The organism is Polynucleobacter sp. AP-Sanab-80-C2 (genome assembly GCF_035012965.1).
Classification (GTDB): Bacteria; Pseudomonadota; Gammaproteobacteria; order Burkholderiales; family Burkholderiaceae; genus Polynucleobacter.
Window position 1 is genome coordinate 231329 of sequence record NZ_JAYGQS010000003.1, and the last position, 14595, is coordinate 245923.

General features: G+C 45.8%; 17 protein-coding genes. 2 read left to right on the forward strand and 15 right to left on the reverse strand.

The genetic code is table 11. The features are described 5' to 3' along the window. Positions 1-18 precede the first annotated feature (18 nt). Entirely contained in the window at positions 19-420 is a 402-nt protein-coding gene (locus VC178_RS06595; RefSeq protein WP_215295539.1) for a DUF2177 family protein, read from the forward strand. A gap of 58 nt (positions 421-478) precedes the next feature. On the opposite strand, the gene VC178_RS06600 is transcribed toward VC178_RS06595, so the two are convergent. Further along, positions 479-1681 (reverse strand): MFS transporter, encoded by a 1203-nt coding sequence (locus VC178_RS06600; RefSeq protein WP_323481974.1) that lies wholly within the window; start codon positions 1679-1681, stop codon positions 479-481. 118 nt (positions 1682-1799) lie between these two features. Here VC178_RS06600 and VC178_RS06605 point away from each other — a divergent pair, with 118 nt between their 5' ends. After that, positions 1800-2771: a tripartite tricarboxylate transporter substrate binding protein gene (locus VC178_RS06605; RefSeq protein ID WP_323481975.1), complete on the forward strand. Its 972-nt coding sequence runs from the start codon at positions 1800-1802 to the stop codon at positions 2769-2771. A 1-nt stretch (position 2772) separates the two neighbouring features. Here the strand turns inward: VC178_RS06605 and VC178_RS06610 are convergent, their stop codons facing one another. From VC178_RS06610 to VC178_RS06675, 14 genes are all read right to left on the reverse strand, one after another. Continuing rightward, positions 2773-3528 (reverse strand): 2OG-Fe dioxygenase family protein, encoded by a 756-nt coding sequence (locus tag VC178_RS06610; RefSeq protein ID WP_323481976.1) that lies wholly within the window; start codon positions 3526-3528, stop codon positions 2773-2775. Between the two features lie 32 nt (positions 3529-3560). Next, positions 3561-4529: a tripartite tricarboxylate transporter substrate binding protein gene (locus VC178_RS06615; protein ID WP_323481977.1), complete on the reverse strand. Its 969-nt coding sequence runs from the start codon at positions 4527-4529 to the stop codon at positions 3561-3563. 10 nt (positions 4530-4539) lie between these two features. Further along, entirely contained in the window at positions 4540-5844 is a 1305-nt protein-coding gene (locus tag VC178_RS06620) for a TAXI family TRAP transporter solute-binding subunit (RefSeq protein ID WP_323481978.1), read from the reverse strand. 47 nt (positions 5845-5891) lie between these two features. Next, positions 5892-7082, reverse strand: a complete 1191-nt coding sequence (gene ccmI / locus VC178_RS06625) for a c-type cytochrome biogenesis protein CcmI (protein WP_323481979.1) — start codon at positions 7080-7082, stop codon at positions 5892-5894. Then, a complete protein-coding gene (locus tag VC178_RS06630) occupies positions 7075-7560 on the reverse strand; it encodes a cytochrome c-type biogenesis protein (RefSeq protein ID WP_323481980.1) in 486 nt (161 codons plus the stop codon). The genes ccmI and VC178_RS06630 overlap by 8 nt, the downstream gene beginning before the upstream one ends. Next, positions 7557-8087 carry a DsbE family thiol:disulfide interchange protein gene (locus VC178_RS06635; RefSeq protein WP_323481981.1) on the reverse strand — a complete coding sequence of 177 codons (531 nt, stop codon included), beginning with the start codon at positions 8085-8087 and terminating at the stop codon, positions 7557-7559. The genes VC178_RS06630 and VC178_RS06635 overlap by 4 nt, the downstream gene beginning before the upstream one ends. After that, entirely contained in the window at positions 8084-10003 is a 1920-nt protein-coding gene (locus VC178_RS06640) for a heme lyase CcmF/NrfE family subunit (protein ID WP_323481982.1), read from the reverse strand. The genes VC178_RS06635 and VC178_RS06640 overlap by 4 nt, the downstream gene beginning before the upstream one ends. Further along, positions 10000-10434 carry a cytochrome c maturation protein CcmE gene (gene ccmE, locus VC178_RS06645; RefSeq protein ID WP_323481983.1) on the reverse strand — a complete coding sequence of 145 codons (435 nt, stop codon included), beginning with the start codon at positions 10432-10434 and terminating at the stop codon, positions 10000-10002. The genes VC178_RS06640 and ccmE overlap by 4 nt, the downstream gene beginning before the upstream one ends. Then, positions 10431-10619 carry a heme exporter protein CcmD gene (ccmD, locus tag VC178_RS06650; protein WP_215295554.1) on the reverse strand — a complete coding sequence of 63 codons (189 nt, stop codon included), beginning with the start codon at positions 10617-10619 and terminating at the stop codon, positions 10431-10433. Before ccmD ends, ccmE begins: the two co-directional genes overlap by 4 nt. Then, the gene (gene ccmC, locus VC178_RS06655; protein ID WP_215295555.1) at positions 10619-11389 is read right to left on the reverse strand and encodes a heme ABC transporter permease CcmC; all 771 of its coding nucleotides are present in this window, start codon (positions 11387-11389) and stop codon (positions 10619-10621) included. The genes ccmD and ccmC overlap by 1 nt, the downstream gene beginning before the upstream one ends. Then, positions 11386-12051: a heme exporter protein CcmB gene (gene ccmB / locus VC178_RS06660; RefSeq protein WP_215318641.1), complete on the reverse strand. Its 666-nt coding sequence runs from the start codon at positions 12049-12051 to the stop codon at positions 11386-11388. Before ccmB ends, ccmC begins: the two co-directional genes overlap by 4 nt. Beyond that, entirely contained in the window at positions 12048-12737 is a 690-nt protein-coding gene (gene ccmA, locus VC178_RS06665) for a cytochrome c biogenesis heme-transporting ATPase CcmA (RefSeq protein ID WP_323481984.1), read from the reverse strand. Before ccmA ends, ccmB begins: the two co-directional genes overlap by 4 nt. A gap of 118 nt (positions 12738-12855) precedes the next feature. Continuing rightward, positions 12856-13827: a tripartite tricarboxylate transporter substrate binding protein gene (locus VC178_RS06670; RefSeq protein ID WP_323481985.1), complete on the reverse strand. Its 972-nt coding sequence runs from the start codon at positions 13825-13827 to the stop codon at positions 12856-12858. Positions 13828-13837: 10 nt separating this feature from the next. After that, positions 13838-14581 carry a transporter substrate-binding domain-containing protein gene (locus VC178_RS06675; protein ID WP_323481986.1) on the reverse strand — a complete coding sequence of 248 codons (744 nt, stop codon included), beginning with the start codon at positions 14579-14581 and terminating at the stop codon, positions 13838-13840. Positions 14582-14595: the final 14 nt, after the last annotated feature.

Consider the following 14595-nt stretch of genomic DNA (forward strand, 5'->3'; position numbering starts at 1 on the left):
GATCAAAGGGGAACTTAATTGCTCAAGTATCTAGGAATCTACTTCACTTTTTTAATCACCCTCCTTGCGGTGGATTTAACGTGGCTTTTAGGAATCGCAAAGAACCTCTATCGCGAGGAAATGGGCGATCTCATGGCTAGCGAACCCAAGCTCATTGCCGGCTTAGCGTTTTACCTTCTCTATGCTTTAGGCGTCTGTATTTTTGTTATTGCGCCTGCACTCTCAAAACAGTCTCTGATCTATGCACTGCAATATGGTGCCCTCTTTGGATTTTTTTGCTACATGACCTACGACCTGACCAATCTAGCGGTCATTCGAGACTTCCCTACCAAATTAGCATTCGTTGATATTGCCTGGGGATCTGTAGTAACAGGTCTCTCTGCAGGATTGGCGTATTGGGTAGGCGATCGACTGTCTTAAAACGAAGATGTTTTTCAACCTAGAGTCCTAAACTTTTCTTAAGCCTATTCGTCATTACTCATGAACTTGGTTTATCTATCCAGCCATTGCGACGCTCATAAATTACAAAAAGAACTCCCCACATCACAACGGCAACATAAGCCCATACCCAAGCAATTTGAGAAGAACGCGAACCAGAAATATCCAACACAAAACCAAAAATGGCGGGGCCCATTAAGCCACCACCAAATCCCATGAGCGAATGCAATCCCATGGCAGCACCCTTAATATTTTCTTGAGCGCTAATGACTAAGCCGGCGGTTAAGGTAGCAGAGTCCGCCATGATAAAAATGGCATGCCCAATTGCTAAAGCCACAATTAACCACCAGGAGTGGCCTGTGGAGGAAGCAAGCGCAATACCCAGCACTGCACTTGTCAGCATCACAATACAAACCCACTTTTGACGCCCCACTCGCAGAGCAATCTCATTACCCAAAATCGAGGAAGGTACCCCAAAGAAATTGATGACTCCAGCTAGGGTGGTGGCAGCTAGAAAAAAGGATTCCCCAGATGCCGCTGTACAAAATGCAAAGAAAGCCACAAGCCAACTTCGAGAGGCAAATAATTCAAGGGAGTGAGCGGTGTAACCAAAGATAAATCCAGAGGCCTTTTTGTTTTGCAGCACTAACTTCCACTTATCCACTGGAAAGATGTCGCGCAAACGGATTTGGATAGGTCCTTTCCATTGCTCATGCGCAAGTGGCGGTATGAATATCAAGACAATCAGAAATGCAGTAAACGGTCCTAGAGCAATGATGCCAAATACATAGTGCCACCCTAGTGCACTCAATATCCAGCCAGAACATAAATAAGAAAAGCCAGTACCAATTCCAAAGAAGGCCGTATAGAAAGCAATGTGACGTGTCAACTCACCAGACTGAATTCGGTCAGACAAAATTTTAAGGCCTGGCATATAGGTCCCCGCAAGACCTGCACCATTGATTGCCATAAAGAACATCGCTGTCCAAAAATTACTGGCAAAGAGACTCATTCCCAATAAACCAGAGGTCGCAGAAAGACCGCCAACCAGATATACCTTACGAGCATCTATGCGATCGGTTAATGCTGTAGCCAGAGGTACGGCAAGCATATAACCAAAGAAGAAAGCACTAGCAATCAAGCCTGATTGAAGATTACTTAAATGCCATTCCTCTTGCAAAGGGGTGAGGACAACGGCATAACAGGCGAAACCCAGTAAAGCACAGGTTTGCGCCATAAGCATAAGAGGGGTATAGCCAGCCGATCGAAAGCGCATAAAATATCAGTAAAAACGTGAACCTATTCTACTCGCCCAAGCCCTCCAAGACCCGCTACACTAATGAAAAGAAGATGGAGACAAGATGAAAAAAATACGGATTCTGAGCTGCTACATTGGTCTTATCCTTGGCTTTACCAGCACTTTAGTATTGGCTGATAACTACCCCTCAAAACCCATTAAGGCTATTGTTCCATTTGCACCCGGTAGTGCTACCGATCAAATTGGACGAGCATTCGCAGCCAAAATGGCCGAGTCTCTCGGTCAAGCTGTTGTCATCGAAAATCGCCCTGGCGCAAACGGCATGATTGGGGCAGACGTAGTGGCCAAATCTCCTGCCGATGGATATACCCTTTTATTTGGCACGAATAGTACTAATGCAGCGCTCAAAAGTTTGGTCAAAAATTTACCGTATAACCAAGACACTGCATTTACGCCAATTGGTTACTTTGGTTCAGTGCCACTCATCGTCGCAGTCAATAATGATCTTCCGGTGAAATCTCTGAATGGTTTTGTCTCCCTAGCAAAAGCGGATCCTGGAAAAATGACCTTTGCTTATGCCAGTACATCACAACGGGTTTCATCAGAAATGTTAGCCAATGCTACTGGCATCAAAATGACTGGCGTATCTTATAAGGGTGGCCCCAATGCCATGACCGATTTAATTGGTGGTCAAGTCAATATGTTTACTGCTGACTTTGCAGTAACCTTGCCTCAAGTGCAAGCAGGAAAAATTCGTGGTCTAGCAGTGACCTCACTCAAGCGCTCGCCTGCTATTCCAGAGTTACCTACCGTGAACGAAGCATTAGGAATCAAGAACTATGAATTGATTGCTTTCTTTGCAGCCTTTGGTCCTGCCGGCATGCCCAAAGATGCGGTGATGAAGCTCAATAAGGCTATCAATGATGCTGCTAAATCTAAAGATTTAACTGAGCGATTTGCTTCGATAGGTTTTGAATCTCAACCTGGAACGCCTGAGGCACTTGGTCAAAAAATCAAGTTTGAAACTACCAAATGGGCGCAAGCTATTAAAGCAGCTGGCATGGAAGCAGAGTAATTTACTGCTGACTACGATGCGGTGAGTCTTGAAAACCGTTTGACCTATAAGTGAGGACTAAGGTATCGCGATAGCCATAGTCTGCCAGTGGCTGAATTGGCGTGGATTCATGGATCATGCGCTCATCATTCATGAGGAGCAATGACCAGGGTTGCGTCAAAGTAAAGCGTAAACCAGCAGAGCCTTTAGCATCGAATATCCTGGTCTCACCACCTTTGATACCAACCCGATCTAGTAAAAATACAGCGACAAAATCTACGCCATCACGGTGCGCCCCCTCTGGCGTTGGGCGCCCAATTCCATCGGTGGTATCAATCCGAAATTGATGGGCTTCCACAAACCAAGTAGTGACGGGCTTTATGCTACTGAATACATTTGCCAAGCCAAGTAGTACAGCCTGCCATGCTGAATCATCAAGGACATTTGCCTGAATAGGTTCAAACCAACGCTCAAGGCCGCCATGTAATGCGTTGTAGTCAAGCGACTGCCAATGCGCACGATGAGGCACTAAAGTCAGTGCATTATTTTTAATCTCGTAACTGGCGTGACGACGAAAACGATAACGACCGCCATCCTTGAGATAAGGGTCACGTGGTAAGCCTTCCCAATACTGAGTGAGATTCTGTAAATTAACTAAAGAGGCTTTACTAAGCTCTGCAACTGTATCAGCAGATACTACTGCAAAGCCATCATTCTGCAGAGCCTGCGGGATGTCTTTAGCTGGAGTTAATGCAGGAGATAAATGGGCTGAAGTCATCGTTTCATTTTAGGGCAATCAGCTACCAGAGATTAATCCAGCTGCGCACCTGATGCCTTCACGATTTTTGCCCATTTAGCCAACTCCTCCTTGAGCAGGCTACTGAGCTTTGCTGGTGGTACGGGACTTAAATCCAAACCTTGCGCAATCAATTTCTCGCGCACATCTGGCTTAGCCATCATCTTATCCATTGCCACCTGAATCTTCTTCACCGCGTCTGCTGGCGCACCAATCGGTGCAAATAAAGCGACCCACACTTCGCCTACGCAATCAGGATAGGTTTCTGCAATGGTTGGAATTTCTGGGGCAGCACTAGAACGTTTGGCTGAACTAATTGCAATAGCTTGCAGCTTGCCCGCCTTAATGTAATTTAAGGCAGATGGCAGACTAGCAAATGCCAGTGGCACCTGACCTCCCAAGACGTCATTAATTGCCGGTGCTACACCTTTATAAGGAATGTGCTGCATATCTACACCTGCACTGGTATTGAGCATCGCGCCCAAGAGATGGCTGATAGTTCCATTGCCAGCAGATGCATATGAAAGTTCACCGGGTTTCTTCTTAGCAGCAGAAATCACATCAGCGAGTGTTTTGTAAGGAGAGCCAGGTGGTGATACTAAAACGTAAGGCGTAGCCCCAATATAGTAGAGAGGAACAAAATCATTGATCGGATCAAAGCCAGGGTTTTTGTAGAGGGCAGGATTAATCGCTTGTGCACTATTAATCGTGAGCAACAAGGTATAACCGTCTTTTGCTCCACGCGCCACACTTTGCGTACCAATATTACCGCCAGCACCAGGTCTATTTTCAACGACTACTGAAGAGCCAATAGCGTCTCCAAAGGCCGGTGCAATTAAGCGAGCAACAATATCATTCGTGCCGCCAGCCGCCTGTGGCACAACCAATGAGATTGGCTTATTAGGGTAAGGCTGAGCAATCGCCAATGAAGATAGTAAGAGCCCGATGAGTAGGCCTGCTAAAGCAGTGTATTTTTTATACATATTGTCTCCGTTAAGCATATAGCTGTTTTAAGCGAGCTCTGACATCTCCAACATGTCCCTTGAGGTCATACAGCTCTTTTGAATCCATCATAGATACTTTGATGTTACCCACCCGCCTTTCAATTGCCTCAAGATCTTTCATATTTTTATCTTTGAGATCTGGGTTAAAGGCGTTTTTCTCAAGCTCTCGTAGCTCTGCGTAGACTTGCGCGAGCTTCAGTCGTAGTAAAAAGTTTTTAGCTGACGGAATATAAGTAAATAAGGGAATAAAAATCACCAGTAGCGGGATCACAATCTTGACGAAGCGCCCGACCCATACTGCTGTCCAAAATGGAAGATGGCGATGCAAGAAAGATGGTCCATCTTTTAAGTAAATTTCGGCATCTACATGCAGTGGAAAGTCCATGCCAATACTAGAAGGAAACTCTCCTGGCTTTTGTAAACGTGAATAAGACTTCAAAATATCGTAAGAGGCACTGAGCAATAGGGAGATCATTGCGGGACTCACATTGTCATGCGCCACTAAAGTGGCTGTCGGCGTAATCACCTGAATCTCCTGGCGAGGGAGATCGTATTCAATACTAAGCAGACCGCGTGGAACACTGACTTTAGACAAATAAGTTAAGTTACGAGTGTATGCATCTGCCTGATCAAAGCTCATTAAACGAATACCTGGGATTTTGTAAAACTTTTCCAAAATCGGAGCTTCAGCAGCAGCCACAATAAATGCTGCGTCTAGTTCCCCACTATTGAGTTTTGCTAAGGCCTCATCCGGCTTTAATTTTTGCGCAGAAAATTCATTTTCAGAAATGCCGCTAATTTTTAAGAGGGCTGTACTAAGCGCCAGTGTTCCACTACCCTCATTACCGATGGCAACACGCTTACCCTTTAACTGCCCCAAAACCTGCAGTCTTCCGCCATCATTTTTAAATCCTGGCTCCCGGTACCAAACCCAAACAGGTTCATAGAACATTCCTGCGACAGAAACTAAATTGGGATATTTACTAACATCTGCAACACCACCTTGAACCATCGCAAAGTTTACGCCAGACTTGGGGTCACTGAGTAAGGCTAAATTATCGATCGTTCCACCAGTAGTTTTGACTTCCAAATTGACACCGTCGGCTGCAAGCTCCTTCTTTAAGCGCTCACCAAACTGGTAATACAAACCCGTTGGAAAACCGGTAGCCATTTCAATTGCTTTGGGTGGCGGCGGCACCAGAATCCACAAGACAGCAAAAATAGAAATCAGCAATACGCAAAAGCCAATGGCAATTGCTACAGGATTGTAAATTTTTTGTTTTAGAGAATTCATAAGGCCTCTATGGTGTATTGCTTGCGGCTAACTGCCACCCTATCAATTTATTGGCGAACTTGATCGACTAATAGCTTAACTTGATTTGATCCGACTTTAACGGTTTGAACTGCAGAGATCAAATCTCCTGCCTCAGCCCTAGCCATACCCGTTTTAGAAATTCTCACTTCAATAGAAACTTCGGATAGCTTTGAGATAGGCGTGCTTGGATTCATGGCCAAGGCATCGGTTAAAGCAAAACTCATTGGAAATTCAGTCACAGGCGCTTTGAGAACGGCAACTGGCATCCGTTCGCCTAATGGGCGTGCGATTACCAGCACTATATCGCCAGGATTCACTTTAGATTTAAGGCCAGCAACGATCTCAATCTTTCCACTAACGCCCTTACTACTAACAACCGCAGTATTGGTGCCCACTAAACCACCTTTAGAGCGTGCCTCGCTAATAGAACTCTCAATCGCCCGCGCCTCTTCAGAGCCTGGCGGCAATTGTTGAGCCAGCTTTTCCCAAGTTTGCACTGCCACCTTGTAATTGCCACTAGCAAAGGAGGCTGTTCCCGAAAGCCAAAGTGCTAATAAATTCTTGGGGTCGAGTTTTAAGGCCTGATTGATCAGTTGCAATGGCTTTCCTGAGAAGTTGCCGTTTGCATTGGCTACTAAGGTATCTGCATACTCTGCCAGAAGCTCTGGATCATTATTGATAAAGCTGCCTGCGCGACCATATGCCTTTGCAGCATCCTCATTGCGCCCCAAGATTCGATAGGAACGCCCTAACATTGCCCAACCCTGCAGGTTATCTGGATCTTTTTCCATCTTGAGGGCAAAATCAGCAACCATTTTTTCAACGCCAACCTGGCTCATGGGTTTTTGATCGCCCTGTTGAGCAATACGAACAACATCGCCCAAGGAAAAATACAAGCCAGAAGATAGCAGCACAATAAAGGCGCAAACACCGATGACTACTTTTTTAGTAGAGCCCATGACTGCCTTGTCATCTTCTTCATTGGTATCTTGAAAAAGACGCTGACGCATTTCTGCATGGCTCATCTCGTACTCTTGCGCATTAATCGTTCCAGCTGCTTGCTCAGCCGCTAATTTATCAAGCTCTTCACGATAAATCGCAGCATTCATCTGGCGGCGAGAGGTGCCCTCATTTTTTCCTGAGAAGATAAATGGTCGCAGCAATAAAAACAATACCAGTGCAAGCAATAAAAAGGCAGGGATGAAGAAACTAGCCATGGATTCCATCCCGATCATTTTTGCCAAGTGTATTTAGTAAGGCATCGATTTTTTGATTGTCTGCTTCAGATAGCACCTTAGTCGAAGCCATCGCATTTCGACGGCGCAAGTAAGACATTAAGAAAGCGATGCTAATAGCCAAGATCACAAATGGTCCAATCCACAGCAGCCAAGTAATGGGCTTTACCGGTGGGCGATACAAAACAAAATCGCCATAGCGCTCAACCATAAAAGCACGAATTTGCTCATCGCTCTTACCCTCTTTAATGAGGGTGCGGATTTCTCTACGAAGATCATTTGCCAAATCCGAACGAGAGCCAGCTAAAGATTCATTTTGACAAACCAGACAACGCATTTCTTCAGAGATACTGATAAGACGTTGTTCTGTTACCGGATCATCAGCCAATGGTGCGGCATCATTTGCATAAGCGGCATGCAAATACAACACTGACGCGAGCACTAAAAAAATAGATTTCATGTTTTTTTCAGCTCGGCCAATAAAGGGTAAATCTTTTGGTTCAAAATAAGCGGGGTTAGCGGACCAATATGCTTAAAGCGAATTACGCCCGCTTGATCAATCACGTAAGTTTCAGGAACACCATACACACCATAATCAATGCCCACTCGGCCGTTGGCATCGAATGCAGAAAGCATATACGGATTGCCCTGTCTTTCTAACATCACTAGAGCGTCTTCACGTTTATCTTTGTAATTAAGACCAATCAAGGGTGCCTGTCCAGACTTTGCTAGTTCCACCAAGACAGGATGTTCTTCTCTACAGGCTACACACCAAGAAGCCCAAACATTCAAGATCCAAACTTGACCCTTCATGCTTGCTGGTGAAAATGTTTTATTCGCTTGTGCTAACTGAGCAATTTCAAAAGCGGGCGCAGGCTTATTAATCAAAGGGGAAGGAACTTCATGCGGATCACGATTAAGACCAATAGCCAAAAAGATCACGAGCACCACAAACAGCAATAAAGGTATTAAAAATTTAGCCTTCATGGTGTCGCTCTTCTTAAGCTCATTCGATAGCGCTTATCGGAGATGGCGAGAATGCCGCCTAAGGCCATGAACAAGCAACCACCCCAGATCCAATCTACGAACGGCTTGTAATAGACCCGCACAGCCCAAGCTTGATCGTCTATAGCCTCACCCAAGGAAACATAAATATCTCTGGTTAAACCCACATCAATAGCAGCCTCGGTCATCGGCATCGTAGAGGAAAAATAGCTCCGCTTTTCTGGATAGAGGGTTGCTTCAGTGCTACCGTTCTTAGTTAATAAGAATGTGCCACGCATGGCTTGATAATTCGGGCCGGGCGCCTTATTAACACCAACGAGCTGAATCTGATAACCGCCCACACTGACAGTATCGCCAGCCAACATGCGCACATCTTTTTCTTCCTGATAGGCACCAACCATCGTGACCCCAATAACAAAGATCGCGATACCCAAGTGAGCAACTTGCATTCCAATAAATGAACGGGTTGGTTTACCCAGCTTTGCTTGTCGAGCGATTTGCATGCACCCAGAAGCAATCACCCAAAAAGCCAACAAGAAACCAAGTCCAGCGAGCCAAGTAAATTCACCCATCATCAAAGGAATACCTACACCAGCTAGAACTGCAACCAAGCCAGCGAGCCATAAACGCTTGATCACTGTCAGAAGATCAGTATTTTTCCAATGGGTCCACGGGCCAATACCCATGAGTACTAATAGTGGAATCATGATCGGCACAAATACGCTATTGAAATAAGGAGGGCCTACTGAAATCTTTCCCAAGTGGAGAGCATCAATTAATAAAGGATAGAGAGTACCCAACAATACTGATCCTGCTGAAACCACCAAGAACACATTGCCTAATAAAATAAAGGTTTCTCGAGAACTCAAACTAAATTTGCCGCCCAAGGTATTTTTAGGAGCGCGCCATGCATACAAAGCCAACGAAGAGCCGACGACAAGTGATAAGAAAATCAAAATAAAGATACCGCGCCTTGGATCAGTCGCAAATGCATGAACTGAAGTCAACACGCCTGAGCGCACCAAGAATGTTCCCAACAAGGAGAGTGAGAAAGCAGTAATAGCGAGCAGCACTGTCCAACTCTTAAAGCCACCGCGCTTTTCGGTTACCGCCAAAGAATGCAATAAAGCAGTGCCAACCAGCCATGGAATAAATGAAGCATTTTCCACAGGATCCCAGAACCACCAACCGCCCCAACCTAATTCGTAATAAGCCCACCAGGAACCCAATGCAATACCAAGCGTCAGAAATACCCATGCAGCAGTTGTCCAAGGGCGTGACCACCGTGCCCATGCGGCATCTAATCTACCGGACAGCAAAGAGGCTATGGCAAAGGCAAAGGCTACCGAGAAACCAACATAACCCATATACAACATCGGTGGATGAAACACCAAGCCCGGATCTTGTAATAAAGGATTGAGCGAGCGACCGTCTTGAGCTGCAGGCAATAAGCGCTCAAATGGATTAGAGGTAGTTAATACGAACAATAACAATCCACTGGTTACTAAACCCAATACGCCAATCACTCTAGCAACCATGAACTCGTCTAAGGCTTTAGAGAGTTGAGCTACTAAAATAGTCCAGGTACTCAATAAGAAGATCCAGAGCAATAAAGAGCCTTCATGACCACCCCATACCGCACCCAAGCGATAGATGACCGGCATTTGCGAATTGGAATGCTCAGCAACATACAGTACTGAAAAGTCATTCGCATAAAAGCTCCATGCCAAAATGACGAAGGCAGTTGCCAAGAGCATGAAGACTGTTTGGGCAGCAGGTCTAGCGAGAACTAAGAATTCTCGGCGACCATAATGAGCGCCTACAAGCGGCAAGACCCCTTGAATGAGGGCGATACATAAAGCCAAAATGAGCGCGTAATGCCCAAACTCAGGAATCATTTATTGCTTCCATTTTTTTGCGCTTGCTCTAGGGCATGCTTTGCTTCGGGAGGCATATAGTTTTCATCATGCTTTGCTAGCACTTCACTAGCAACAAATTCACCATTGGAATTAAGACGACCTTGGATAACTGCGCCCTTACCCTCTTTAAATAAATCTGGCAGGATTCCGGTATATGACACGGGAATATCTTTCACAAGATCAGTAATCACAAAGTGAACTGTCAAGCCATCGCGCTTTACAGAGCCATCCTTAACCATGCCACCAATGCGAAAGGCTTGGCCTTGTGGCGCCTTACCAGCAGCCACTTCGCTTGGGGTGACATAAAGTGCAATATTGCTATTGAGCGCATTCAAAATCAACATTGCAGCGATGCCAATAACCACTAAGGCAGCAACAATCATGAGTGCACGTTTATATCTAGGCTTCACTGACTACTTTCTTGATCAAACTGTTCTGCTAAACGCTCTTGCTGAAGTCTGCGAATAATTGCTTTTTTGCAGACCCGAATACTCATAGGCTCCCACAATAAAACCGCTGCACAAACACCAAAACTACTCCATACATAGAGTGCGTAGCCACCCATTGCAAAAAACTCTGCTGGACTATTCCACATTAGCTTTTCACCTCTTCTAATTGTCTCACCCAATCCGTATGGGCTTCACGCTCCAGGATAATGGTGCGGACGCGCATTAAGCCTACTGCAATGGAGTACATCCAGAAGCACAGAGTCATTAATAACATTCCTAGCAACATGGTCTGTGCCATGGCTGGAGCCTTAGTCAAAGACACTGAGGCGCCTTGATGGAGGGTATTCCACCATTTCACTGAAAAATAAATAATGGGCACATTGACCACACCGACCAAAGCCAAAATCGCGCCCGCTTTATCTGCTCTGCGCGGATTATCGATTGAAGCCTGTAAGGCAATGAAACCTAAATAGAGGAATAACAAAATCAGCTCTGAAGTGAGGCGTGCATCCCATACCCACCAAGCACCCCACATGGGCTTACCCCAGAATGCACCTGTCCACAAGGATAGAAAAGCCATCCAAGCACCAATGGGTGCTAGCGCTTGTGCCATCATGGCTGATAGGCGAGTATTAAAAATCAGTCCCAAACCTGCCCATGCTGCCATCACTACGTAGATGAACATCGACATCCAAGAAACTGGCACATGAACAAAGATAATGCGATAGCCCTGGCCTTGAACAGCATCCACTGGTGCCACAAAGAAACTGACCCAAAGACCGGCTACCCCAAAGATAGCAGTCAATACCCAAAAGAGTGGAATCAGCTTTCCCGCTAACGGATAAAAGGTACTGGGGCTTGATAACTTAAACCAGTTCATAAGGCGGTTATTAGAAAAATTATTTGTATCAGTCATTCAATCGCAATCTTTACAGCGGTAGCACTAACCCAAGGGACAAATGCTAAAGCCAAAATCAATAAAGCGCCCAACAAGGAAAAATGTCCAGAAGTCTCTAGTCCCACACTACTGGCATATACTGCCCCAGCGCCAAAAATCAGCACGGGAATATAGAGGGGCAGGATCAACAAGCTCATCAATACGCTCCCACCCCGGACACCCAGAGTTAAGGCTGCGCCAATAGAGCCCAATAGCGAGAGTACCGGGGTGCCCAGTAACAAAGTTCCCATTAATACATAAAGGGAGCTTGGATCAAGATCAAACTGAATCCCAATCACTGGCGCCAAAATGACCAATGGCAAGCCACAAACAAGCCAGTGCGCAATGATTTTCCCAGCAATCAATAAAACCATCGGCTGCGGTGAGAGAACGATTTGCTCTAAAGCCCCATCAGCGTAATCGGCCGCAAACATCCGATGCAAGCCCAGTAAGGTGGCCAACAAAGCAGCAACCCAGATTACGCCTGGAGCGATTTTGCGAAGGAGCGCGGCATCCGCACCAATGCCCAAAGGAAACAAACTTGTCACCACGACAAAGAAAAATAATGCCGTCAGCACCTCACTCTTGCGACGCATTACCAAGAGCAAATCTCGTTGAATCATGGCAAATAAGGCGCTCATAAGTCCAGCACCTTCACATGAGGGAGGTTTATAGCCTGGTGGCTCGTCAGCACTAGCAAACCACCAGTAGCAAGATGCTCAGCAATCAAGTTTTCTAGTTCAGCAACGGCATTGCTATCTAAGGCATTAAATGGCTCATCCAAAATCCATAGACGCGCTTGACGCGTCAACATCCGCGCCATGACGACTCTGCGCTTTTGTCCTGCTGATAAATAATGCACTGGTAAATTTTCACGGCCACGCAAACCAAAACGCCACAAAGCAGCCAATGCCTGATCAAGAGAAAGCTTGACATCATCGAGTGCTGCATACATTTGCAAATTTTCGAGAGCGCTTAACTCTTCTTTGAGCGCATCACGATGACCTAAAAATAATAATTCGCGATGATAGTGAGCTGACTCAGAAAAGATGGATTGTGTATTCCACAACACTTCACCAGACTCAGGCTTAGATAAGCCAGTCAAGAGACGCAATAGACTCGTTTTACCAACCCCGTTTTCACCACGAACATGCAGGCAGTCACCAGCAACAAGCCGAAAACTCAGACCAGAAAATAAGCTTCTGTCGCCACGCACACAGGCCAAAGCGCGTGCTTCAAGCGCTTGACTAGATTGACTGGAAGTTGGGGAAAGATGGGCTGTCATGAGTGTTTTGGCATGAATCAAACCGCCAAACGCATTGTCCAAGAGCCCCTACAGGCTGTCAAACGTACAGAAAGGGATTTTTGAGAATAATCTCTTTTAATTCAATTGCTTACGAGATTATAAGCGGAGTTTAACGGCAAGTCTCTAAATGCCTAAAACGCTATTCTGGCTTGATACCCGCGCTTTTAATAATTTTCCCCCAGCGGGCTGACTCTTTCTTTTGGAAGACCCCAAATGCCTCAGGTGTCATAGCGTAATACTTGGCACCCTCAGACTCCAATTTTTTTTGCACAGCTGGCTGCTGCATAATTTTGCTCACATCATCGTGCAGTTTTTTGACGATAGCGGGTGGCGTTCCTACTGGCGCAAATAGACCAATCCAATTTTTAACATCAAAACCGGGTAGGGTTTCACTAATGCTCGGTAAATCGGGCATCGATGGATCTCTAGTGGCACCAGTCACTGCCAAGCCCCGCAACTTATCACTCTTCACATATGGAAGAATGGTGGGCATAGTTGCAAACATGACTTGAGTTTGCCCACCGATTAAATCGGTAATCGCCAAGGCATTTCCTTTATACGGAATATGCGTCATGTCTACCTTAGCAGTCATTACAAAAAGCTCTCCTGCTAAATGACTAGCAGTTCCAATACCCCCTGAACCATAAGATACTTTTCCTGGGTTCGCTTTTAAATAGGCAATCAGCTCACTCACATTTTTCACCGGAAGACTTGGGTTAACAGCCAACAAACCTTCAGCATCGAGAACAAAAACTACTGGAACAAAATCTTTCAGCGGGTCGTACGGCATATTTTTTACGAGGTAAGGATTGACTGCATGCGTACCGATACTGCCCATAATTAAGGTGTAGCCGTCAGCTGGAGACTTGGCAACAAAGTCAGCGCCAATATTGCCACCGCCACCCGTCTTGTTCTCAACAATTACTGGTTGACCATAAGACTCGCTTAATGCTTGCGCAATGATGCGTGAGAAACCATCAGCGATTCCGCCAGTAGCAAACGGTGAAATAATTTTAATTTGACGATTGGGGTAATTTGCTCCTTGCGCACAAGCAAGTTGAGCACTCAAAAACGTTAATCCCAGAACACAGACTAGTGCAATTTTTTTCACGTTCAATTTCTTAAGAAGATTTATTCAGGGGTGCGGGTGCCAAGCCCTGTACTTGATATTTCTGAATCAAATTAGCGACCAAACCCGTACTAATAAATTCCTCTACACAGGCAGTTAAAAATTGAACTGCCTCATGATTGGCATTCTGGGTTGCAATCGCTTGTTGGATTCCAGTAAATTGGCCATCGAGAACCCGTGATCCAGGAATTTTCTGAGCGGCAGTTATGAGGCCTGTTTTCAAGCCTGCTAATGCATCGAGCTTTTCATTCACAAATAAATCATTGCTTGCTTGAATGCTGTCAGCATGAACCAAGGTGGCATGTTGCAGATTGCGCTGCAGCCAAAGATCGTAGGCACTCTTAAAAAAAGAGGCGATGCGGATCCCTGGCCGGTCTACTTGTGACACATCGTGAAGGGGCGAATTATCCAAGACCAGGTACGTTGCCTCTAACTCAACGTAGGCAGGCGTGAAGGTCACTTTTTCAGCGCGCGCAGGATCTGAGCCCAACAATACCATTCCGCACTTTCCATTGGCGGCAGATTCAACCACCTCATCCTGAGTTTCATAGCCAACGAGTTTGAGCTCAACATCTAAGCGTTTGGCGATCTCACGACAGATATCAGGGGCGATGCCAGTGGGCTCACCCGACGGTGAGCGCCCAGTCACTAGCAAAAAGTTTCCAAGATAGACTGCAGCCGAGAGAACGCCGTGAGGAGCAAGCTGGCTCCTCACTTCAGGTGAGATGAAATTCAAGAAAATCCTATCTG

Excerpts from the sequence above, each read along its gene's own strand:
- ccmC (WP_215295555.1), bottom strand. The coding sequence starts at position 11,389 with ATGACTGATACAAATAATTTTTCTAATAACCGCCTTATGAACTGGTTT.
- ccmI (WP_323481979.1), bottom strand. The coding sequence starts at position 7,082 with ATGGCTAGTTTCTTCATCCCTGCCTTTTTATTGCTTGCACTGGTATTG.
- VC178_RS06600 (WP_323481974.1), bottom strand. The coding sequence starts at position 1,681 with ATGCTTATGGCGCAAACCTGTGCTTTACTGGGTTTCGCCTGTTATGCC.
- VC178_RS06630 (WP_323481980.1), bottom strand. The coding sequence starts at position 7,560 with ATGAAATCTATTTTTTTAGTGCTCGCGTCAGTGTTGTATTTGCATGCC.
- ccmD (WP_215295554.1), bottom strand. The coding sequence starts at position 10,619 with ATGTGGAATAGTCCAGCAGAGTTTTTTGCAATGGGTGGCTACGCACTC.
- VC178_RS06605 (WP_323481975.1), top strand. The coding sequence starts at position 1,800 with ATGAAAAAAATACGGATTCTGAGCTGCTACATTGGTCTTATCCTTGGC.
- VC178_RS06640 (WP_323481982.1), bottom strand. The coding sequence starts at position 10,003 with ATGATTCCTGAGTTTGGGCATTACGCGCTCATTTTGGCTTTATGTATC.
- VC178_RS06610 (WP_323481976.1), bottom strand. The coding sequence starts at position 3,528 with ATGACTTCAGCCCATTTATCTCCTGCATTAACTCCAGCTAAAGACATC.
- VC178_RS06620 (WP_323481978.1), bottom strand. The coding sequence starts at position 5,844 with ATGAATTCTCTAAAACAAAAAATTTACAATCCTGTAGCAATTGCCATT.
- VC178_RS06635 (WP_323481981.1), bottom strand. The coding sequence starts at position 8,087 with ATGAAGGCTAAATTTTTAATACCTTTATTGCTGTTTGTGGTGCTCGTG.
- VC178_RS06615 (WP_323481977.1), bottom strand. The coding sequence starts at position 4,529 with ATGTATAAAAAATACACTGCTTTAGCAGGCCTACTCATCGGGCTCTTA.
- ccmB (WP_215318641.1), bottom strand. The coding sequence starts at position 12,051 with ATGAGCGCCTTATTTGCCATGATTCAACGAGATTTGCTCTTGGTAATG.